The 19,470-nt window shown below is 66.5% G+C and carries 18 protein-coding genes; 9 read left to right on the top strand and 9 right to left on the bottom strand.

Annotation, left to right across the window (positions count from 1 at the left end):
• Positions 1 to 46: 46 nt before the first annotated feature.
• Positions 47 to 346, bottom strand: a complete 300-nt coding sequence (locus tag C513_RS0104440) for a SemiSWEET transporter (RefSeq protein WP_245552807.1) — start codon at positions 344 to 346, stop codon at positions 47 to 49.
• Positions 316 to 1,803, bottom strand: coding sequence for a D-alanyl-D-alanine carboxypeptidase/D-alanyl-D-alanine endopeptidase (gene dacB / locus C513_RS0104435; protein ID WP_018714829.1), 1,488 nt, complete (start codon positions 1,801 to 1,803; stop codon positions 316 to 318). The genes C513_RS0104440 and dacB overlap by 31 nt, the downstream gene beginning before the upstream one ends.
• Before the next feature lie 75 nt (positions 1,804 to 1,878).
• Between dacB and tsaB the strand changes: the two genes are divergently transcribed.
• From tsaB to C513_RS14250, 8 genes are all read left to right on the top strand, one after another.
• Complete coding sequence (gene tsaB / locus C513_RS0104430) at positions 1,879 to 2,703, top strand: tRNA (adenosine(37)-N6)-threonylcarbamoyltransferase complex dimerization subunit type 1 TsaB (protein WP_342662678.1); 825 nt, start codon at positions 1,879 to 1,881, stop codon at positions 2,701 to 2,703.
• The gene (gene rimI, locus C513_RS0104425; protein WP_018714827.1) at positions 2,703 to 3,203 is read left to right on the top strand and encodes a ribosomal protein S18-alanine N-acetyltransferase; all 501 of its coding nucleotides are present in this window, start codon (positions 2,703 to 2,705) and stop codon (positions 3,201 to 3,203) included. The genes tsaB and rimI overlap by 1 nt, the downstream gene beginning before the upstream one ends.
• A 109-nt stretch (positions 3,204 to 3,312) precedes the next feature.
• Entirely contained in the window at positions 3,313 to 4,272 is a 960-nt protein-coding gene (locus tag C513_RS13615; protein ID WP_018714826.1) for a uracil-DNA glycosylase, read from the top strand.
• Positions 4,269 to 5,126, top strand: coding sequence for an orotidine-5'-phosphate decarboxylase (pyrF, locus tag C513_RS0104415; RefSeq protein WP_018714825.1), 858 nt, complete (start codon positions 4,269 to 4,271; stop codon positions 5,124 to 5,126). The genes C513_RS13615 and pyrF overlap by 4 nt, the downstream gene beginning before the upstream one ends.
• 195 nt (positions 5,127 to 5,321) lie before the next feature.
• Complete coding sequence (locus tag C513_RS0104410; protein WP_018714824.1) at positions 5,322 to 7,205, top strand: potassium transporter Kup; 1,884 nt, start codon at positions 5,322 to 5,324, stop codon at positions 7,203 to 7,205.
• Between the two features lie 135 nt (positions 7,206 to 7,340).
• Positions 7,341 to 8,540, top strand: coding sequence for an MFS transporter (locus C513_RS0104405; RefSeq protein WP_018714823.1), 1,200 nt, complete (start codon positions 7,341 to 7,343; stop codon positions 8,538 to 8,540).
• Between the two features lie 161 nt (positions 8,541 to 8,701).
• Positions 8,702 to 9,256: a single-stranded DNA-binding protein gene (ssb, locus tag C513_RS0104400; RefSeq protein WP_018714822.1), complete on the top strand. Its 555-nt coding sequence runs from the start codon at positions 8,702 to 8,704 to the stop codon at positions 9,254 to 9,256.
• Positions 9,257 to 9,458: 202 nt separating this feature from the next.
• Positions 9,459 to 9,674: a hypothetical protein gene (locus C513_RS14250; protein ID WP_169335114.1), complete on the top strand. Its 216-nt coding sequence runs from the start codon at positions 9,459 to 9,461 to the stop codon at positions 9,672 to 9,674.
• Positions 9,675 to 9,711: 37 nt separating this feature from the next.
• Here the strand turns inward: C513_RS14250 and rpoN are convergent, their stop codons facing one another.
• The 6 genes from rpoN to argS all read right to left on the bottom strand — a co-directional run bounded on the left by rpoN (position 9,712) and on the right by argS (position 16,290).
• Entirely contained in the window at positions 9,712 to 11,310 is a 1,599-nt protein-coding gene (gene rpoN, locus C513_RS0104390) for an RNA polymerase factor sigma-54 (RefSeq protein WP_018714820.1), read from the bottom strand.
• Positions 11,311 to 11,415: 105 nt separating this feature from the next.
• The gene (gene lptB / locus C513_RS0104385) at positions 11,416 to 12,183 is read right to left on the bottom strand and encodes an LPS export ABC transporter ATP-binding protein (protein ID WP_018714819.1); all 768 of its coding nucleotides are present in this window, start codon (positions 12,181 to 12,183) and stop codon (positions 11,416 to 11,418) included.
• Positions 12,180 to 12,755 carry a lipopolysaccharide transport periplasmic protein LptA gene (gene lptA, locus C513_RS12685; protein WP_018714818.1) on the bottom strand — a complete coding sequence of 192 codons (576 nt, stop codon included), beginning with the start codon at positions 12,753 to 12,755 and terminating at the stop codon, positions 12,180 to 12,182. Before lptA ends, lptB begins: the two co-directional genes overlap by 4 nt.
• Before the next feature lie 78 nt (positions 12,756 to 12,833).
• On the bottom strand, positions 12,834 to 13,493 hold the full coding sequence (locus C513_RS0104375) for a thiol:disulfide interchange protein DsbA/DsbL (protein WP_018714817.1): 660 nt from the start codon (positions 13,491 to 13,493) through the stop codon (positions 12,834 to 12,836).
• Positions 13,494 to 13,610: 117 nt separating this feature from the next.
• Positions 13,611 to 14,582: an SPOR domain-containing protein gene (locus C513_RS13610; RefSeq protein WP_018714816.1), complete on the bottom strand. Its 972-nt coding sequence runs from the start codon at positions 14,580 to 14,582 to the stop codon at positions 13,611 to 13,613.
• Between the two features lie 10 nt (positions 14,583 to 14,592).
• The gene (gene argS / locus C513_RS0104365; RefSeq protein ID WP_018714815.1) at positions 14,593 to 16,290 is read right to left on the bottom strand and encodes an arginine--tRNA ligase; all 1,698 of its coding nucleotides are present in this window, start codon (positions 16,288 to 16,290) and stop codon (positions 14,593 to 14,595) included.
• A 112-nt stretch (positions 16,291 to 16,402) separates the two neighbouring features.
• Here argS and C513_RS0104360 point away from each other — a divergent pair, with 112 nt between their 5' ends.
• Positions 16,403 to 17,809 carry a DUF3422 family protein gene (locus C513_RS0104360; RefSeq protein WP_156816034.1) on the top strand — a complete coding sequence of 469 codons (1,407 nt, stop codon included), beginning with the start codon at positions 16,403 to 16,405 and terminating at the stop codon, positions 17,807 to 17,809.
• A 15-nt stretch (positions 17,810 to 17,824) separates the two neighbouring features.
• On the opposite strand, the gene dnaA is transcribed toward C513_RS0104360, so the two are convergent.
• Positions 17,825 to 19,285 carry a chromosomal replication initiator protein DnaA gene (gene dnaA / locus C513_RS0104355; RefSeq protein WP_076342703.1) on the bottom strand — a complete coding sequence of 487 codons (1,461 nt, stop codon included), beginning with the start codon at positions 19,283 to 19,285 and terminating at the stop codon, positions 17,825 to 17,827.
• Positions 19,286 to 19,470: the final 185 nt, after the last annotated feature.

Here is a 19,470-nt window from a genome sequence, read left to right as displayed (position 1 = left end):
ACAGCCGGCAACAAGATGTCATCTGCTGCTATTTGCCGTTAATTGTTCATTGTTTGCTGTTCCGGTAGCGGATTTTCATGCCCAGAATGCTGCAGGCCAGCAGCAGCGTGATGCTGTTGGCGATGATCATCGGCCAGGCCTCCAGCCACAGGCCGTAGGCCAGCCAGAAGCCCACGCCCAGCGTGAACAGGGCGTACATGCCCAGGGACACGCCGGCAACATCCCGTGTGCGCCAGGTGTGCAGTACCTGCGGCACAAAGCACAGCGTGGTCAGGGTTGCTGCCGTATAGCCGAGCAACTCGCCGGCAGCCGCCATCAGCGCACTCCGGGCTGCATCGCCGTCCATTCCACCAGCTGGTAGAAGGCATCGCGCGCACGGCCTGCCTGCGGGCCATTGGCCATGGCAACCAGCACGTAGCGGCGGCCATCCAGGCCGGTGACATAGCCGGCCAGCGCATTCGCATCACGCAGGGTGCCGGTTTTCAGGTGGGCGCGGCCGGCCACGCCGGTGGCCTGCTTGCGCAGCGTGCCGTCCATGCCGTAGATCGGCAGCGAGGCGACAAAATCCGGCATCATCGGCGAACGCCACATGTACTGCAGCAACCCGCCGAGCGAGGCGGCGCTGATGCGGCCTTCGCGCGACAGGCCGGAGCCATTGACCGGGGTGGGCGCCGTGTAGGGGCCGAGCTTGCGCTGCCACCAGTCGCGTACCGCTCCCTGGGCGGCGGCAAAATGGCCCTGACCGTAGCGTTGCACGCCCAGCGTCAGGAACAGCTGTTGCGCCATCACGTTGTTGCTGAACTTGTTGATGTGGCGCACCGCCTGCGGCAGGGGCTCGGACTGGCTGCTGGCCAGCGGCGTGCCGCGCAGCAGGGTTGCCGGCGTGCTGCCGTAGCGCACCCGGCCATCCAGCTGTCCACCCAGACTTTGCCACATGCCCAGAATCGCCTTGCCGGCCTGTTCCTGCGGTTGCGGCCAGGCCGCCAGCCATTGTTGATCGCCACAACTGGACGGGTAGCTGGCTGGCAGCACGATCTGGCGCTGCGCCTGGCTGCGCGCCTCCAGCTGGGCGATCCAGCCGTTGCAGCTGCCCTCTGTCAGCGGCAGGCTGGCGGGCAGGCCGCTGTCGGCCATCGGTGGCTCCAGCCGCACATGGGCGATGCCCTGGCCGGCATCGGGCTGGAATTGCAGGGCAAAGGCCTTGTAGTTCACCAGCAGGCCGTCCGGTTGCGCGTTGTAGGGCTGCAGCGGCTCGCCATCAAAGGCACCGGGGTCGCGCGCCGGCAGCTGGAACACGCTGTTGTCCAGCACCAGATCGCCGCTGATGCGTTGCACGCCGCGCTCGCGCAACGCGCGCAACAGCAGCCAGAGCCGTTCCTGCACCAGGCCGGGATCGCCGCTGCCCTGCACATACAGATTCCCCTGCAGCAGTTGCTGGCGCTGGCTGCCATCGGTCCACAGGCGTGTTTCCCAGCGGAAACCGGGGCCGAGCTGGTCGAGCGCGATGCCGGTGGTTACCAGTTTCATCACCGAAGCCGGGTTCATCGGCTGCGTCACACGGTGGCTGACCAGCGGCGCACCGCCATCGGCCGGTGCTACCAGCAAGGCGACATCGGACAGGGGCACGCCGGCCCGTTGCAGCGGCGCACTGACTTCGACCGGCAGTGACTGCGTGGCCGCAGCCAGTGCCAGCGGCTGCGCCTGCGAGGCCGGCAGCGGCACCAGCAGGGCCAGCGGCAGCAGCGCCGACAGACAGCGGCGGCTCAGGTGTTTCAGGGAGAGGGTCGGTTCAGGCAGGGACATGGCAGGCGAAATCTCCGGGAATCTGCCCGCATCATGCCATGGCAGCCACACGACTGTGGAACAATGCGGGACATCATGAGCGAAGCTGTCCCTACCCCTGCCGATGCCTCCCCGCCGCAGCCCGTGCGCCAGTGGGATCCGGCCGCGCCCCTGCACCTGCTGGCCATGGATGCCGGCACCAGCGAGCTGACCGTGGCAGTTGGCCAGTGGCAGGCCGGTCGTGCCGGGGCCGGTGAGGCGCCTGCCGTGCAGGCCTATGCCGGGGCCGGTTCGGCCCAGTCCTCGGCCACGCTGATCCCGGTCGTGCTGCAGCTGCTGCAGCAGACCGGCCTGGCGCTGCCGCAACTCGATGCGATTGCCTTTGGTGCCGGTCCGGGATCGTTCACCGGCCTGCGCACCGCCTGCTCGGTGGCGCAGGGTCTGGCGCTGGGCGCAGAACTGCCGCTGCTGCCGCTGGACACCCTGATGGTGACCGCCGAAGACTACCGCAGCCGTCATCCGCTGCAGCCGGGCGATACGGTCTGGGCGCTGCTCGATGCGCGCATGGACGAAATCTACGTGGCCGGCTGGCGCTGGCAACCGCTGCCCGGCGGAGCCCCGCACTGGGAATCGCTACAGGATGCGGTGCTGGTGCGCCCGGAAGACCTGCTGGCCGTGCCCGGCCTGACGGCAGAGGCCGTCTGCGCCGGCAATGTGCAAGCGGTGTATGGCGAACGCCTGCCGCTGCAGGTGGCGTACGCCATGCCGGTGGCCGAGGCCATGCTGCGCCTGGCGCCGGCGCTGTTGCAGCAGGGGCAGGCGGTCGATGCCGCGTTGGCCCTGCCGCGCTATGTGCGCAACAAGGTGGCCCAGACCACCGTCGAGCGCGAGGCCGCCAGGGCGGCCGCCGGCAAGGCCTGATGCACGGCGAAGCCGCACCACAGACCGGCGTGCGCTTCACCCAGGCGCACCGCGCGCATCTGGACGACATTCTGGCGCTGGAGCAGGCCGCCTATCCGCTGCCCTGGTCGCGGCAGAACTTCATCAGCATCCTGGACGATGACAGCGGGCGCTACAGCGTGCAGCTGCTGTACCTGCAGGCCGAACCCGATCGCGAGCGGCTGGCCGGCTACTTTGTTGCGCTGCTGGGCGTGGAAGAGGCGCATCTGCTGAACGTGGCGGTGCACCCGCGCCTGCAAGGGCAGGGCTGGGGCCGGCTGCTGTTGCGCCAGTTGCAGACCTGGGCCGTGCTGCATGGTGCACGGCAGATCTGGCTCGAAGTGCGTGACAGCAATCCGCGCGCGCGCCAGGTCTATGAGCGCTGGGGCTACATCGAGATGGGCCGACGCAAGAACTACTACCCGGCGCAGGGTGGCGGCCGAGAACACGCCACCGTGATGTGCCTGTCGCTGCCGGGCTGATCCCTGGCGCCCCTGTCTGGCCGCCGGTCGTGATTCTTTGCGACAATAGGCGTCTCATGCAAGCCTGTCCCGATTTCCCTTTTTGCCGCACGGATGGCGGTCTCACGCCATGGCGCTGATGCTGGACCGTCGCCAGCGCGCCATGCTGGCCGAGATGGGCGTGCGCGTCTGGCTGCCGCTGCCTGAAGCCGAGACTTCCGTGCCCGCGCCCATGCCGGCCGATGCCGTTGCTAGGGTCGCGGTGCCTGAAGCCGCCCTATCTCTGCCCATGCAGCCGCCAGCCGCCCCCGTGGCTGTGCCGCCTGCCGTGTCTGCCACTGCGCCCGAGGCAGCACGCCCGCGAGCGCCGCTGCCGACCGCCACGGCGACTACCGCCGCTTTTTCCGATACCGACACCGGCTCCGGCCTGCAGCCATTGCCGCTGCTGCAAGGCCAGTCGCTGCCCCAGCTGCAGCAACTCGCCGACAGTTGCCAGGGCTGCGCACTCCACCAGAGCCGCCAGCACAGCGTCTGGGACCGCACGCCGATCCCGGCCGCAGGCCCGCGCTGGCTGTTCGTGCTTGATGCGCCCGGAGCCGCCGAAAATGCCGCTGGCCAGCCGGCCCAGGGCGATGCCGGCAAGCTGCTGCAACAGATGCTGGCCGCCTTGCGCCTGCCCGCCGCACAGGTGCGCCGCGTGCATGCCACGCGCTGCGCGCCTGAAGGCCGTGTGGTCACCCCGGACGAAGTCGGCCACTGCTCGGCCTGGCTGCGCCGCGAAATCGCGCACTACCAGCCACACCTGATCGTGGCGCTGGGCCGCGCCGCCGCCTGTGCCCTGTTGCACAGGGATCAGCCGCTCAGCCAGCAGCGCGGCCAGCCGGCACGCCTGCACCTGCCGCCCGAGGACAGCGATCTGCCCGCCACCCTGGCCGATATCCCGGTGGTGGTCAGCTACCCGCTCGACTACCTGCTGCGCCACCCCGAAGCCAAGCCGCGCGCCTGGTCCGACCTGTGCCTGGCCGCCGACCTGGTGCAGCAGCGCAGCGCCCCCCCTGTTTCTTCACCCGATTCCGGAATTCCCTCATGACCTTTCTCGAGATGCTTGCTGCTGCCGAGCAGCGCAACCAGTCCCAGCTCTGCGTCGGCCTTGATCCCGATCCGGCCCGTTTTCCGCAGCCCTGGCAGGGTGATGCCGGCCGCATCTACGATTTCTGTGCCGCCATCATCGATGCCACCGCCGATCTGGCCGTGGCCTTCAAGCCGCAAATTGCCTACTTTGCCGCGCACCGCGCCGAAGAGCAGCTGGAGCGCCTGGTGCAGCATGTCCGTGCCGTGGCGCCGCAGGTGCCGGTGATTCTCGACAGCAAGCGTGGCGACATCGGCAGCACCGCCGAGCAGTACGCCATCGAAGCCTTCGAGCGCTATGGCTGCGACGCCGTCACGCTGTCGCCCTTCATGGGTTTCGACTCGGTCGAGCCCTATCTGCGCCGCCATGGCAAGGGGGCTTTCCTGCTGTGCCGCACCTCCAACCCCGGTGGCAATGACCTGCAGGCGCAGCCGCTGCGTGATGTCGCCGGCCAGCCGCTGCTGTACGAACACATCGCCAGCCAGGCGCAGGGCCCGTGGAACCTGAATGGCCAGCTCGGCCTGGTGGTTGGCGCAACCTACCCGCAGGAGCTGGCACGCGTGCGCCAGCTGGCCCCGACACTGCCGCTGCTGATTCCCGGCGTTGGCGCCCAGGGTGGCGATGCCGCAGCTACCATCCAGGCGGGCTGGCGCGGCACACGCGGTGCGGACGGCAGCATCCACAGCAGCGGTTTTGCCATCGTCAACTCCTCGCGCGCCATCCTGTACGCCAGTGCGGGTGACGATTTTGCCGCCGCCGCGCGCCGCGAAGCCGAGGCCACGCGCCAGCGCCTGCTGGACGCCACGCCGGCCTGAATACCGGCCCCGGCCGATGCTGCACCACAGGCTGCTTCGGCAGCCTGTTGCGTTTTGGATGCGGGCTGTTGCACAGGCCGGAAATGATGCAGAATACGGCACGGTGTGTGCATCCTGTTACAGGCCTCGGCCTGCGCACCGCCTTGCATTTCCGGAGGCATGTAACCGCTGCGCTCCCCCGGGCCGGCGAACTGTTTGATCGTGCATCAGCATTCCACGCAAAAGTCCTCGCTGGCCGCCCTGATCCTGGGGGCCATCGGCATTGTCTATGGCGATATCGGCACCAGCGTGCTGTACGCGGTCAAGGAAGTCTTCGGTTCCGGCCACGTCGCCTTCACCTACGCCAACGTCTATGGCGTGCTCTCCATCCTGTTCTGGACCCTGACCATCATCGTCTCGCTCAAGTACGTGACGCTGGTGCTGCGTGCCGACAACAACGGCGAAGGCGGCCTGATCGCCATGCTGACGCTGGCCTCGCAGGCGGTGCAGGACCGGCCACGGCTGCGCCGCGTGATGATGCTGGTCGGCGTCTTCGGCACCTGCCTGTTCTATGGCGATGGCGTCATCACCCCGGCGATTTCGGTGCTGTCGGCGGTCGAAGGCCTGGAAGTCGTGTCCTCCGGCTTCAGGACCTACGTGATTCCGATCACGCTGCTCGTCCTGCTGCTGCTGTTCTACATGCAGCGCTTCGGCACCGCCGGCATTGGCCGCTTTTTCGGTCCGGTGATGGTGCTCTGGTTCCTGGTGATTGCCGCCCTCGGCGTGCTGCACATCGTGGACCATCCGGAAATCCTCCGCGCCATCAGCCCGCACTACGCCTGGGCCTTCATCCGGGAAAATCCCGGCACCAGCTTCATCATCCTTGGCGCGGTGGTGCTGTGTGTCACCGGGGGCGAGGCGCTCTATGCCGACATGGGCCATTTCGGCAAGCGGCCGATCCGCGTCGCCTGGTTCACCATTGCCATGCCGGCGCTCACGCTCAACTACTTTGGCCAGGGCGCCCTGCTGCTCGACAAGCCCGACGCCGTGAAGAACCCGTTCTTCATGCTGGCACCGGAATGGCTGCTGATTCCGCTGGTGGTGCTGGCGACCTGCGCCGCCGTGATCGCCTCGCAGGCGCTGATTTCCGGCGCCTTCAGTGTCACCAAGCAGGTGATCCAGCTGGGCTACCTGCCACGCCTGCAGGTGCTGCACACCAGCGCACGTGAAAGCGGCCAGATCTACATCCCGCTGGTCAACTGGGGCCTGTTCGTGATGATTGCGCTGGCGGTGGCGCTGTTCCGCTCCTCGTCCAATCTGGCGGCGGCCTACGGCATTGCCGTCACCACCGACATGCTGATCACCACCGTGCTGACCTTCTTCGTGATCCGCTACGCCTGGCGCATGCCGCTGCTGCTGGCACTCGCGGCCACCTCCTTCTTCTTCGTCATCGATATCGCCTTCTGGGCTTCCAACCTGCTCAAGCTGGTGCACGGCGGCTGGTTCCCGCTGGTGATTGCCGGCTCCATCTTCATGCTGATGCTGACCTGGCGCGATGGCCGCAACCTGCTCAACCGCAAGCTGCTGTCCGAAGGGCTGGATCTGCCAGGCTTTCTGGAATCGGTGTTCCAGGCACCGCCACAGCGTGTGGAGGGCACGGCCGTGTTCCTGACCGCACAGGCCGGTCATGTGCCGAACGCGCTGCTGCACAACCTCAAGCACAACAAGGTGCTGCACCAGCAGAACCTGTTTGTCACGGTACGCAGCCACGAAGTGCCCTGGATCGATCCCGCAGAACGGCTGGACATGCAGGCCCTGGGGCATGATTGCTGGCAGGTGGTGATCCATTACGGCTACATGGACGAGCTGAATCTGCCGCATGCGCTGCAGTTGCTGGAGCCGCAGGGCTGCCGTCTGGATCCGATGCAGACCAGCTACTTCCTGTCGCGCGACAGCGTGGTACCCACGCTGGGCGATGGCATGGCGCCCTGGCGCGAAAAACTGTTTGCGCAAATGCACCACAACGCCAGTGCTGCCGCCGATTTCCTGCGCCTGCCCAGCAACGCCGTGGTCGAGCTGGGCTCCAAGGTCGAGATATAGGATCTGCTGCCAGCGACAATTTGCGGGACAATGGCGGTTTGGTGCATGGCAGCATGCAGTGCCTGTGCACCCGTCAAGCAAGGATAGCGTGTCGTGACTTCAACTTCTTCCACGCCGGCAGCCGACAGCAGCCGGATGACTGCCGACGAACGGCGTTCCAGCCTGGGGCTGGCGCTGATCTTCGCCCTGCGCATGCTGGGCCTGTTCCTGGTGGTGCCGGTGTTCCCGCTGGCAGCGGCCAGCTACACGGGAGCCACGCCGGCCAATATCGGCCTGGCCATGGGCATCTATGGCCTGACGCAGGCACTGCTGCACCTGCCGCTGGGCATGGCGAGCGACCGTTTCGGCCGCAAGCGCCTGATCACGCTGGGCATGCTGGTGTTTGCGCTGGGCTGCGTGGTGGCGGCGCTGGCCACCAGCATCGACGGCCTGCTGATCGGTCGCGCGCTGCAAGGCGCGGGGGCGGTATCGGCAGCCGTGACGGCGCTGCTGGCCGACCTGACACGTGACAGCGTGCGCACCAAGGCAATGGCCATCATCGGTGGCAGCATCGGCCTGGTGTTTTCGCTGGCGCTGGTGATCTCGCCACTGCTGGCGGGCTGGATCGGCCTGTCCGGCATGTTCTGGCTGGTGGCGGTGCTGGCCTTGCTGGGCATTGGCGGCCTCTATCTGCTGGTGCCTGAAGAGCCGGTGCGCCTGCGCGCCGCGCCTGCGCGCGGCAGCCTGTGGCAGACGCTGCAGCATCCGACATTGCTGCGCCTGAATGCCGGCGTCTTCGTGCTGCATGCGGTGCAGCTGGCCATGTGGATGGTGGTGCCGGCGCTGCTGGTGCAGGCCGGGCTGGCGCAGCCGCAGCACTGGCAGGTCTATCTGCCCGCCGTGCTCGGCTCTTTTGTGCTGATGGGAGCGCTGCTGTTCCGCATGGAACGTGCCGGCAAGCTGCGCCTGATGCTGCTGGTGTCCATGGTGCTGATCCTGCTGGTGCAGCTGGCGTTGTGGTGGATCAATGACCAGCTGCAGTACCAGAGTCTGCCCTCGCTCTGGCAGCTGGCGCTGCTGCTGCTGGTGTTCTTTACCGGCTTCAACATCCTCGAGGCATCGCAGCCGAGCCTGGTGTCGCGCCACGCCCCGGAACCGCTGCGCGGCATGGCGCTGGGCGTGTACAACACGGTGCAGTCGCTTGGCCTGTTCGTGGGCGGTGCAGTGGGTGGCATCCTGCTCAAGCAGGATGGGCCGGTGGCGGTATCGCTGGCCTGCATTGCGTTGATGCTGCTGTGGCTGGTGGTGGCCTGGAATATGCCGGTGCTGTCCCGGGTATCGGTCAACAAGTCATAAAATAGTATTTTCTTCTTATATAATAGTGCCACTATCCCGTCGCTCGGCTCCGGGGTATCATGCACACCGGCGTGCCCCGGCACGGGGCACGGCCGGCTTTCTCCAACTCCCTTGGTCACCATTCGCTACATCGGCAAGGGCCAAGCATCCAGGACATCGTCATGGCATCCGTCAACAAAGTCATCCTCGTCGGCAACCTTGGCCGCGATCCCGAAATCCGCACCTTCCCGAGCGGCGACCAGGTCGCCAACGTCACGCTGGCCACTTCCGACCGCTGGAAGGACAAGCAGTCCGGTGAAATGCGCGAGCACACCGAGTGGCACCGCCTGGTGTTCAACGGCCGTCTGGCCGAAATCGTCGGCCAGTACCTGCGCAAGGGCAGCCAGATCTATGTCGAAGGCAGCATCCGCACGCGCAAGTGGCAGGATCAGGCCACCGGCCAGGACCGCTACGCCACCGAAATCCGTGTAGACCAGATGCAGATGCTGGGCAAGCGTGAAGGCATGGGTGGCGGCGGTGACGCCTATGGCCAGGACGAGGGCGCTTTCGGTGGGGGCTACGGCGGAGGCCGTGCTGCGCCGCGTCAGGCGGCTCCGATGGCGCCACGTGCTGCGGCTCCTGCCGCTGCCGCACCGGCCGCTGCTGCGCCCATGGCTTCGCAGCCGGTTGCCGATGCCGGCGGTTTTGGCGACATGGACGACGATATTCCGTTCTGATCCCGGCAACGGCCTGCCCGTCAGGGCAGCTGCCTGCGTTCCAGCATGCCCGCCTTGTGCGGGCATGTCTGTTTCTGCGGTTCCTTGCGGCGGTGCGCGCCAGATGACCCTGCAAAGGTAACGCATTGTGGCAAGGCTTGCCAGTACGGCTGCAGGGCGTACCATGAGGATGTCCCCTTTTCATGTCATGCAGGAGTACACCATGAAAAAATGCTGTTCCCATTCTTCCTGTGGAAAACCGGGCAGCAGCTGCTGCGCCGGTGGTGCCGTCGTGGGTCTGCTGGCTCTGGGAGCACTGGCCTGGTGGCTGCTGGGTGGCTGCCAGAAAGACGGCCAGTGCGGCAAGAAGGGCGACAAGTGCAGCCAGAAGACTGACGGGCAGGAGGTCGGGCCTGCTGCAGACAACAGCCAGCCATAAACCGCTTCTGACCCGGTAGCCGGTACGGCCAGCCTGCTCAGTCCAGCGACTTGCGCAGATGCGCCGGTGGCAGTTTCAGCTGTTCGCGGTACTTGGCCACGGTGCGACGTGCGCACTGGATGCCGCGTTCGGCCAGCAGCTCGCCCAAGCGGCTGTCGCTGAGCGGCTTGCGCGGATCCTCATCGGCAATCAGCTGACCGATGAGGGCACGCACGGCGGTGCTGCTGGTGCCCTGGCCGTCATCGGTGCTGACGCCCGAGCCAAAAAAGTACTTCAGCTCGAAGGTGCCCCAGGGCGTCTGCATGTACTTGGCGCTGCTGACGCGGCTGATGGTGGATTCGTGCAAGCCCAGCGCCTCGGCAATATCGCGCATCACCAGCGGCTCCATCGCCAGCACGCCTTGCTCGAAAAAGCGCTCCTGGCGCGCCACGATGGCCTGGCTGACGCGCAGAATGGTGTCGAAGCGCTGCTGGATGCTCTTCACCATCCAGCGTGCTTCCTGCAGCTGCTGCTGCAGCGCCTGCACGGCTTCGCCCTGGTGCTGGCGCAGCACCCCGGCATACATGTCCTGGACCTGCACGCGCGGCAGCACCGCCGGGTTCAGCCGTACCAGCCAGCGCTGCGGCTGGTGTGCGGGCGCGCGCAACACCAGTACATCCGGAATCACCACCTGCTGTTCGGCCACGGCAAAACGGCGGCCCGGCTTGGGCTCCAGCCGGGCAATCAGCTGCAAGGCCTGGCGCAGCGCAGGCTGGCTGTGGCCGGTCTGGCGCGCCAGGGTACGCAGATCGCGCCGCGCCAGCAGCTCCAGCGGCTGGGCGCACAGATCCAGCGCGATCTGCCGCGTGCCGGCATCGGCCTGGCTGGCGGGCAGCGCCAGCAGCTGCAGGCGCAGGCATTCGGCCAGCTGGCGTGCACCCACGCCGGTCGGCTCCATCGATTGCAACAGGCCGAGCGCGATACGCAGGTGATCCTGCAGCGTCTCGTGGGCGGTGTCCAGCAGGCTGTCGGGAATCTGCTCCTGCAGCGCCATGGTCAGCGTCTCCAGGCTGTCTTCCAGATAGCCGTCCTCGTTCAGTGATTCGATCAGCGCGTACAGGGCGGCCCGATCCAGGGCATCGAGCCGCAAGGCCATCGCCTGCTGGTGCAGGTGGGCGCTCAGGCTCTCGGGCTGGCGCTTGTTGTACAGCAGCTGTTCGTCATCGCCCGCGGCACTGCCGGCGGACTGCCAGCTGGCCGGCAGCGCATGCAGCTGATCCTCGACTGCCAGGCTGCTGTCGCCGTGCTCGGGGGTTTCGTCGCGTGCGTTGGCGCCGGAGGACCAGTCGTCCCAGGCCCCGGCTTCCTGCCAATCGTCCTGGCCGCTGGCATCCATCAGTTGGCTGGCGGTATCGTGCAGCGGGTCTGCATCGTGTTCGCCAGCATCGGTCATGCCATCGGCATCGAGGCCGGATTCCGGCGCGGTGTCAGGCGGTCCGCCGTCATCGGCCAGTTCCAGGAAAGGATTCTCGGCCAGCATCTGTTCCACTTCCTGTTGCAGTTCCTGGGTGGAGGCCTGCAGCAGCCGGATGGCATGCTGCAGCTGTGGCGTCAGTGCCAGGTTCTGGCTGATGCGGAGTTGCAGGCCGGCTTTCATGCGCGGCGGATGGGCAGGTGGCCTGCGCGCGCTCCATATGGCGGGCGGAGAGCGGAGAACAGGGCAGAAAACATGGAGATCAGTGCAGTTGACGGCAGATGGGCGTCACATGCTGAAATTTTCGCCCAGATAGACACGACGTACATCGGGATCTGCCACGATTTCGGCCGGCGTGCCAGCCGCCAGCACACGACCTTCGCTGATGATGTAGGCGTGGTCGCAGATACCCAGCGTCTCGCGCACGTTGTGGTCGGTGATCAGCACACCCAGTCCGCGCTGCTTGAGGAACTTGATGATGCGCTGGATATCGAGCACGGCAATCGGGTCGATGCCGGCAAAGGGCTCGTCCAGCAGGATGAAGCGCGGCTGCGTGGCCAGCGCGCGGGCAATTTCGACGCGGCGGCGTTCGCCGCCGGACAGCGCCAGAGCGGGCGACTTGCGCAGGCGCTCGATGTTGAGGTCGGCCAGCAGGGCATTCAGGCGGTTTTCCACCTCGGTTCGGCCCAGCGGCTTGCCCCGCTCGTCCTGCTGCAGTTGCAGCACGGCACGAATGTTGTCCTCGACATTGAGCTTGCGGAAAATCGAGGCTTCCTGCGGCAGGTAGCTCAGGCCCATGCGCGAACGCTCGTGGATCGGCAGATCCTCGACCTGGCGATTGCCGATGGCGATGCGGCCACCGTCGGCCCGGATCAGGCCGACGATCATGTAGAAGGAGGTGGTCTTGCCGGCACCGTTGGGGCCGAGCAGGCCGACCACTTCACCGGTGCGCACATCCAGCGAGACATCGGTGACCACCTTGCGGCGGCCATAGGTTTTCTGCAGGTTGCGCACCTGCAGCATGCTGCTGCCGGCGCCGGCCGGAGCGCTGCTCATCGACGGCTCCCGGACTGGTTCAGGGGCACGATGGTGGCGCGGACGCGGCCCGAGGGCACGGCATTGGCGCTACCGGTGGCGGTAGAGGCGCCACCGGTCACGCTGTAGGTTTCGGTCAGCTCGTTGTAGGTGATGCGGTGACCGATCACCTCGTCGGCCACGGTGGAGCCGACCAGCCGGCGGATGCGGGCATTGCCGGTCAGCTGCGTCTGCAGCGTGCGGTCATCGCGCACCATCTGGTTGGCTTGCGCCTCGATGAATTCGTTCAGGCCATCGCGCTTCTGGCGCAGCAGGGCCTGCTCGCCCGGGCCGGCCAGCAGCGTGACGAGCTGGTTGCCCTGGGCATCCTGCTGTACGCGCACGGTGCCGGCACGCAGCACGATGGTGCCCTTGGTGGCCACCACACGACCGGTGAAGGTGGTGGTCTTGCTGGCATCGTTGTACTGCATGGCGTCCGCCTCCACATTCAGCGGCTTGTAGCGGTCGGCGGTTTCGGCCTGCACCAGCGCAGGCGCCGCCAGCAGGCAGGCTGCAGCCAGGGAAAGGAGCCGGGAGCTGATGGGGAAGTTCATTGGAGCATCATGCAGAAAGTCTGCACCGATTGTAAACGGGTGCAGCCCGGGCCGGGCGGACCCGGCCGGGCAGGGAAATCAGCGACGGGCTTCCTGGGCCGCCAGCGCGGTGGCGATCTGGATGCCGCGCGTCAGGCCGCGGGCGGTCTGCCCGTCCAGGTAGTACTTGCCGGCCACGCCCAGCGAGGGCACACCGTCAATCGCAAAGGCCTCGACCAGCTGGTTGGCCTGGTTCAGCTTGGCCGACATGCCGAAGGACTGGTAGGCCTGGGCAAAGCGGCCGTCTTTCAGTTCGGGCTGCTGTGCGGCCCATTTCAGGATGGCCGCATCGGTGCTCAGGTCGATACGCTGGTTGTGGTAGGCGTTGAAGACCTTGCCGTGCATGCGGCTCACCATGCCGACCGCTTCCAGCGCGTAGAACAGGCGCTGCATCGGGGCCATTTCCGGACGGAAGGCGACCGGGACACGGCGGAACTGGATGTGGGCCGGAGCCGACTTCATCCAGGCGTTGAATTCGGGATCAAAGGTGTTGCAGTGCGGGCACCAGTAGCCGAAGAACTCGATCACCTCGACCTTGCCGGCCGGGGCGCTGGTGGCGACCGGCTTGCGCAGCACCATGTAGTCCTTGCCGGCGGTGTAATCGCTGGCCGATTGGGCACGGGCCGGCAGGCTCAGGGTCGCCAGGCCGGCTGCAGTGACGCCGGCGATGCCGGCAAACGTGAATTCGCGACGTTGCATGAGAGGATCTCCAGTGGGTCTTGCCCGGCTCCGGTCCGGGCGGGAACCTGGATTCTGACCGGTTCGCGCGCGGAAAGTGCCAGTGTCGGTGTATGCGGGTGTAACGGTGCGGGACGATCAGCGCTGGACGCGCACCAGGGCGGCCGTGACGCCAGCGTTCTCGAGGCGGCTGCGCGCGCTGTCGGCATCGGCCTTGCTGTTGTAGGGGCCCAGGCGCACGCGGTAGATCGGGCGACCGGCCTGGTCACGCTCGGTGACGCGCGGGTTCATGCCCAGCAGGGACAGGCGTGCCTTCTGGGCATCGGCCTCGGAGGCATTGCGGAAGGCGCCGGCCTGCACGAAGTAGACAAAAGGCTCGTTGCTGGCAGTCGGGGCCGGCGTCGGCGTCGGCTTGGGTGCCGGAGCCGGCTTGGTACGCGACTCCACCAGTGCGCCGATCGGATCGCTGGACTGGTTGGCCTTGGCCGCTGCATCGGATTTGGCCTTGGCGGCGGCGTCAGCCTTGGCCCTGGCGTCGGCCTTTCCCTTGGCTTCGGCATCCGCCTTGGCCTTGGCGTCTGCTTCGGCTTTCGCCTTGGCACGGGCCTGCTCGCGCGCCTTGTCGGCGGCCAGCTTGGCTTCGGCTTCCTTGCGAGCCTGCTCCAGTTCGCGGTCGCGATCACCCAGCACGGCAGGCGGAGTGCTGCTGTCGGGGCTGGTGGTGGTCGCGTCACGGCTGGTGTCGCCATCAGCCTGGGTATCGGTATCGGTATCGGTTGCAGGCGGGGTGCTGCGGTCGGGTTCATCCTGCGGCGCCGGAGCTTCGGTCGGGGCGGGCTCTTCTGTCGGAGCCGGCTTGGTCTTGCCCGGTTGCAGGCCGGCGTTCGGGTCCCACTTCTTCAGGGCCTCCTCTTCGGCGGCCTGTTGCTCGGCGGTACGTACCGAGCTCTTGTCGTTGAAGGGCGAGGGTACCTTGGTGACATAGACGGCCACGCCGAGGGCCACGGCCAGACCGACCACCAGGCCGACGATAAAGCCCACCAGGCCGATACCGCGTTGGGCTCGGCGCAGGGGGCGGGAAGGAATACGGTGTTGAACTGCCTTGGTCATGCGTTGGGGCTCACATTTTTTCAGGGGCGGTCACGCCCAGCATTGCCAGCCCGTTGGCCAGCACCTGACGCGTGGCGGCAACCAGCGCCAGTCGCGCCGTGCGGGTGGCTTCGTCATCTACCAGGATGCGTTCGGCATCATAGTAGCTATGGTAACTGGAGGCCAGTTCACGCAGGTAGAAAGTCACATCATGCGGGGCAAAATCGGCCGCCGCGGTGCGCAGCATGTCGGGGTACTGGGCCAGCTTCACCAGCAGCGCCTGGGCTGCCGGGGTGTCCAGGGCCGACAGGTCGGCCTGCGCCAGCGAGGTGGTATCGCCGCCCCATTGTGCCAGCACCGAGCTGATGCGGGCGTGCGCGTACTGCACGTAGTAGACCGGGTTTTCGTTGTTCTTGCTCAGCGCCAGATCAACGTCGAAGGTGTATTCGGTATCCGGCTTGCGCGACAGCAGGAAGAAGCGCACCGCATCGGCGCTGGTCCATTCGATCAGGTCGCGCAGCGTGACGTAGCTGCCGGCGCGCTTGCTGATCTTGACCTCTTCGCCGCCACGCACCACGCGCACCATGGTGTGCAGCACGTAATCGGGGAAGCCCTGGGGAATGCCGACGCCGGCCGCCTGCAGGCCGGCGCGCACGCGTGCAATGGTGCCGTGGTGGTCGGTGCCCTGGATGTTGATGGCCTGGTGGAAGCCGCGCTGGTACTTGGCGATGTGGTAGGCGACATCGGGCACGAAATAGGTGTAGCCGCCATCGCTCTTGCGCATGACGCGGTCCTTGTCGTCGCCAAAGTCGGTGCTGCGCAGCCACAGCGCGCCATCCTGCTCGTAGGTATGGCCGTTGTCGATCAGCTTCTGTACCGCATCGGCGACGCGGCCATCGCTGTACAGGCTGCTTTCCAGGTAGTAGTTGTCAAAGCGCAGGCGGAAGGCCTGCAGGTCCTTGTCCTGCTCGTTGCGCAGGTAGGCCACGGCGAACTGGCGGATGTTGTCGTAGTCCTCGACATCGCCGTTGGCGGTGAATTCGCGGTCATCGGCCTTGACGGTTTCGCGGCTCAGGAAGGCCTGGGCAATGTCGTTGATGTAGTCGCCGTTGTAGAAGTTCTTCGCCAGCGGGTTGTCGGCATCGGTCGGCCAGCACTCATCGCCCGGCTTGAAGCCCCTGGCGCGCAGCTGCGTGCTCTTGGTCAGCGTGTCGATCTGCACGCCGGCATCGTTGTAATAGAACTCGCGCGTCACCTGCAGGCCCTGGCTGGCGAGCAGGTTGCAGATGGCATCGCCCAGCGCTGCCTGGCGGCCGTGGCCGACGTGCAGCGGACCGGTCGGGTTGGCGCTGACGAATTCGACCAGCACCTTGTCGCTGCGTGCCGGCTGGCTGCCAAAGGCGCTGCCGGTGGACAGCACTTCACGCACCACCTGCTGCTTGGCTTCGGGCCGGAGGCGGATGTTCAGAAAGCCGGGGCCGGCAATCTCGATGGCGGAGACCCACTGCTGGTAGGCCGGCTGGGCCTCGAGGGCGGTCTTGAGCTGTTCGCCCAGGGCACGCGGATTCTGCTTGAGCGGCTTGGCCAGTTGCATGGCCGCGTTGGTGGCCCAGTCACCGTGGGCGGCCTGCTTGGGCAGTTCGAAGGCGGCGCGTGCGCCGGCACCGGGGCTGAGTTTTTCCAGCTCGGCTGCCAGGGCAGCGAGCAGATCGTGTTTGACTTGGAGCATGGCGGCTATTGTAAGGGGGTGCCTGCGTTGGCGCAGGCCAATTCCGTGCGTGTCCGGCGGGTCTTGCGGCTGGCGGCGTTGCCGGTGATGCCTGGTGACAACAGGCGCTAGAATGGATTTTCCCCTGACAACTCCTGCTGCTGCCATGGACATGCTGCGCCCACCCCCGGATGATGCCCTGCGCCGTGTCGTACACGACGAGGTGCACGCGCGCCCGATGCCGCTGATCACGCTGCCGGCACGCGTGCTGTATGTGGCGGTGCTGCACGGAGCCGATAGCAGCCGCGAGCAGGAACTGGCCCATTTGCAGACGCTGCCGGGCCAGTCCGGCCTGACGCTGGCCGATCTGGCCAGCAGCTTTGCCAGCATGCGCTTGTCGGCCGCCACGGCCGGCCAGGCCAGCCAGGTGCTGCAGTGGGAGCGCCACACCGAATTCACGCGCTATGCGCTGCTGTTGCCGCTGCCTGCCGGCTGCTGTGCCGGGCTGGACCCGCAGCCACCCGGCATCGATCCGGAAATCCGGCGCTGGCTGGCCGGCATCCCGGGCAAGACGCTGGCCGCCATCGATCTCTGGATGCTGCACGACGAGCTGGAGCCGGAGCAGACGCAACAGCGCATGGAGCGCGCCCGTCACTGGTTTGCCGCCATGCATGGCTATCCCGAGCAGCCGGTGCGCCTGTTTGGTGCGCAGCTGGGGCAGGGCCATTCCTGGGGTCTGAGCGACTTCCAGATCGGACCGGATGGTTTCGAGCGCATCCTGGTGCTGGCACCACAGGTCACCAGTGCCGAACGCGCCGGCCGGATCGCGCTGCGCCTGCTGGAGCTGGAAACCTACCGCCTGATGGCCTTGCGTGGCCTGCCCACGGCCAAGCAGCTGGCGCCCTTCCTGAACCAGGCCGAGCAGGAGCTGGTCACCATCACCGGCCAGATGAAGCAGGACGAGGCGATCGAGGAAGAACTGCTGGACCGCCTGATTGCACTGGCTGCCAGCGTGGAACGTGCCACGGCCGAGCATGCCTGGCGCTATTCGGCCAGCCGTGCCTACTTTGCGCTGGTGCGCGCCCGCATGGACGAACTGCGCGAAAAGCCGATCCGCGGCACGCAAAGCATGCGCGATTTCATCCAGCGCCGCACCTCGCCGGCCATGGCGACCGTGGCCGCGTCCGAAGAGCGCCTGAGCATGCTGTCCGAACGCATCAGCCGCAGCAGCGGCCTGCTGCGCACGCGCATCGATATTTCGGCCGAACAGCAGAGCCAGCAGCTGCTGCACAAGCTGACGCGTGGCCAGGAACTGCAGACCCGGCTGCAGACCACGGTCGAAGGCCTGTCGATCGCGGCGATCTCGTATTACATGGTGAGTCTGGTGCTGTATGCCGCCAAGGCGGCCAAGGGAGCCGGCTGGTTGCCCTGGCAGCCGGAAACCGTGGCCGGCCTGTCGATTCCCTTCGTGCTGCTGCTGGTCTGGTGGCTGACGCGGCGCATCCACCACCGGCTGTCACACGATATCGGCGGCCACTGAAGCCGCCCGGGCGGATCAGCCCTTGATGGTCTGCTCCAGCACGTGCAGTTGCTGGTTCAGGTCCTGGTCGTTATTGCGCTCCTTGGCGATCTTGCGCACCGCGTGCAGCACCGTGGTGTGGTCGCGGCCGCCAAACATGTCGCCGATTTCGGGCAAGCTCTTCTGCGTCAGCTCCTTGGCCAGGTACATGGCAATCTGGCGTGGACGCGCAATATGCGCCGGCCGCTTCTTGCTGTGCATGTCGGCGATCTTGATCTTGTAGAAATCGGCTACCGTCTTCTGGATGTTCTCGACGCTGATCTGGCGGTTCTTGATCGACAGCAGGTCGCGCAGGGCCTCGCGCACCAGCTGGATGTCGATGGCGCGGCCACTGAAGCGCGAATAGGCCAGGATGTTCTGCAGCGCGCCTTCCAGCTCACGCACGTTGGCGCGCACGTTCTTTGCGACGAAGAAGGCGACATCCTCGGACAGCTCCTGGCCTTCGGCCTGCGCCTTGTTCATCAGGATGGCAACGCGCATTTCCAGGCCCGGCGGCTCCATGGCCACGCTCAGGCCGGAATCGAAACGCGACACCAGACGCTGCGTGATGTTGGCCAGGCCCTTGGGGTAGGTGTCGCTGGTCATCACGATATGGCTCTTCTTGGACAGCAGGGCCTCGAAGGCGTTGAAGAATTCTTCCTGCGTCTTTTCCTTGCCGGCGAAGAACTGCACGTCGTCGATCAGCAGCAGGTCGAGCGAATGGTAGCGCGACTTGAAATCGTCAAAGGAGTTGCGGCGCGAGGCGGCCACCACGTCGTTCACGAACTGTTCGGCGTGGATGTAGAGCACGCGTGCCTGCGGGTTCTGCTGCAGCAGCTGGTTGCCAACCGCCTGCAGCAGGTGGGTCTTGCCGAGGCCGACACCGCCGTAGATGAACAGCGGGTTGTACTTGATGCCAGGCTGGCTGGCCACGTGCAGCGCGGCGGTGCGCGCCATGCGGTTGGCGCTGCCTTCCACCAGATTGTCGAAGGTGCGCTCGCGGTCCAGGCGGGAATCGTTGGTCGGGGCGGCTGCCAGCGGCTGGCCGGCAGGCAGTACCGGAATCGATACGGCCAGATCCTGTGCCACGGCCGGGACGGCCGGGCTGACGGCTCCCTGTTGCTGCAGGCGCGCGGCCTGGATCACGGCAGCGCGTGCCACGGCCGGGCGCGGGGCGCGTGCGGCAATCGTCAGATCGATGGGAACCGGGCGCTCGGCCAGCTGCTCCAGCACCACTTCCATGCGCTGCAGGAACTGGCTGCGGATCCAGTCCAGCTTGAAGCGGTTGGCGACCTCGATCACCAAGCCGTTGCCATTGGCATCGGGGCGTGCCTGCAACGGCTTGAGCCAGGTGTTGAACTGTTGCGGCGGCACTTCCTGGGCCAGCACGTCCATGCAGGCGTGCCATAGGGCAGCGTCAGTGGATTCTCCGGCGGAGGGAAGGGCTTCTGCAGACATGTCGGAATGGCGAGTGGGCAAATCGTGTTCTGGGAATGATGCCGGGGTGCGGCAGGCGGACGCGGGAGCGAGCCTGCCATCTGGCCATTGTGGGTCTGGCCTGACGGCGCACAGGGTGTCGGACGGGTGGCCCGATTCTGTGCCGCGGAAGCAGCATTTTAGGCCGGGGTCGGGTTTTTGGGTGG

Source organism: Allobrachymonas chironomi DSM 19884, from assembly GCF_000374625.1.
GTDB classification, from domain to species: Bacteria; Pseudomonadota; Gammaproteobacteria; order Burkholderiales; family Burkholderiaceae_C; genus Brachymonas; species Brachymonas chironomi.
Note: the sequence above shows the minus strand (reverse complement) of the source record. Positions and strands in the feature narration are given on the sequence as shown.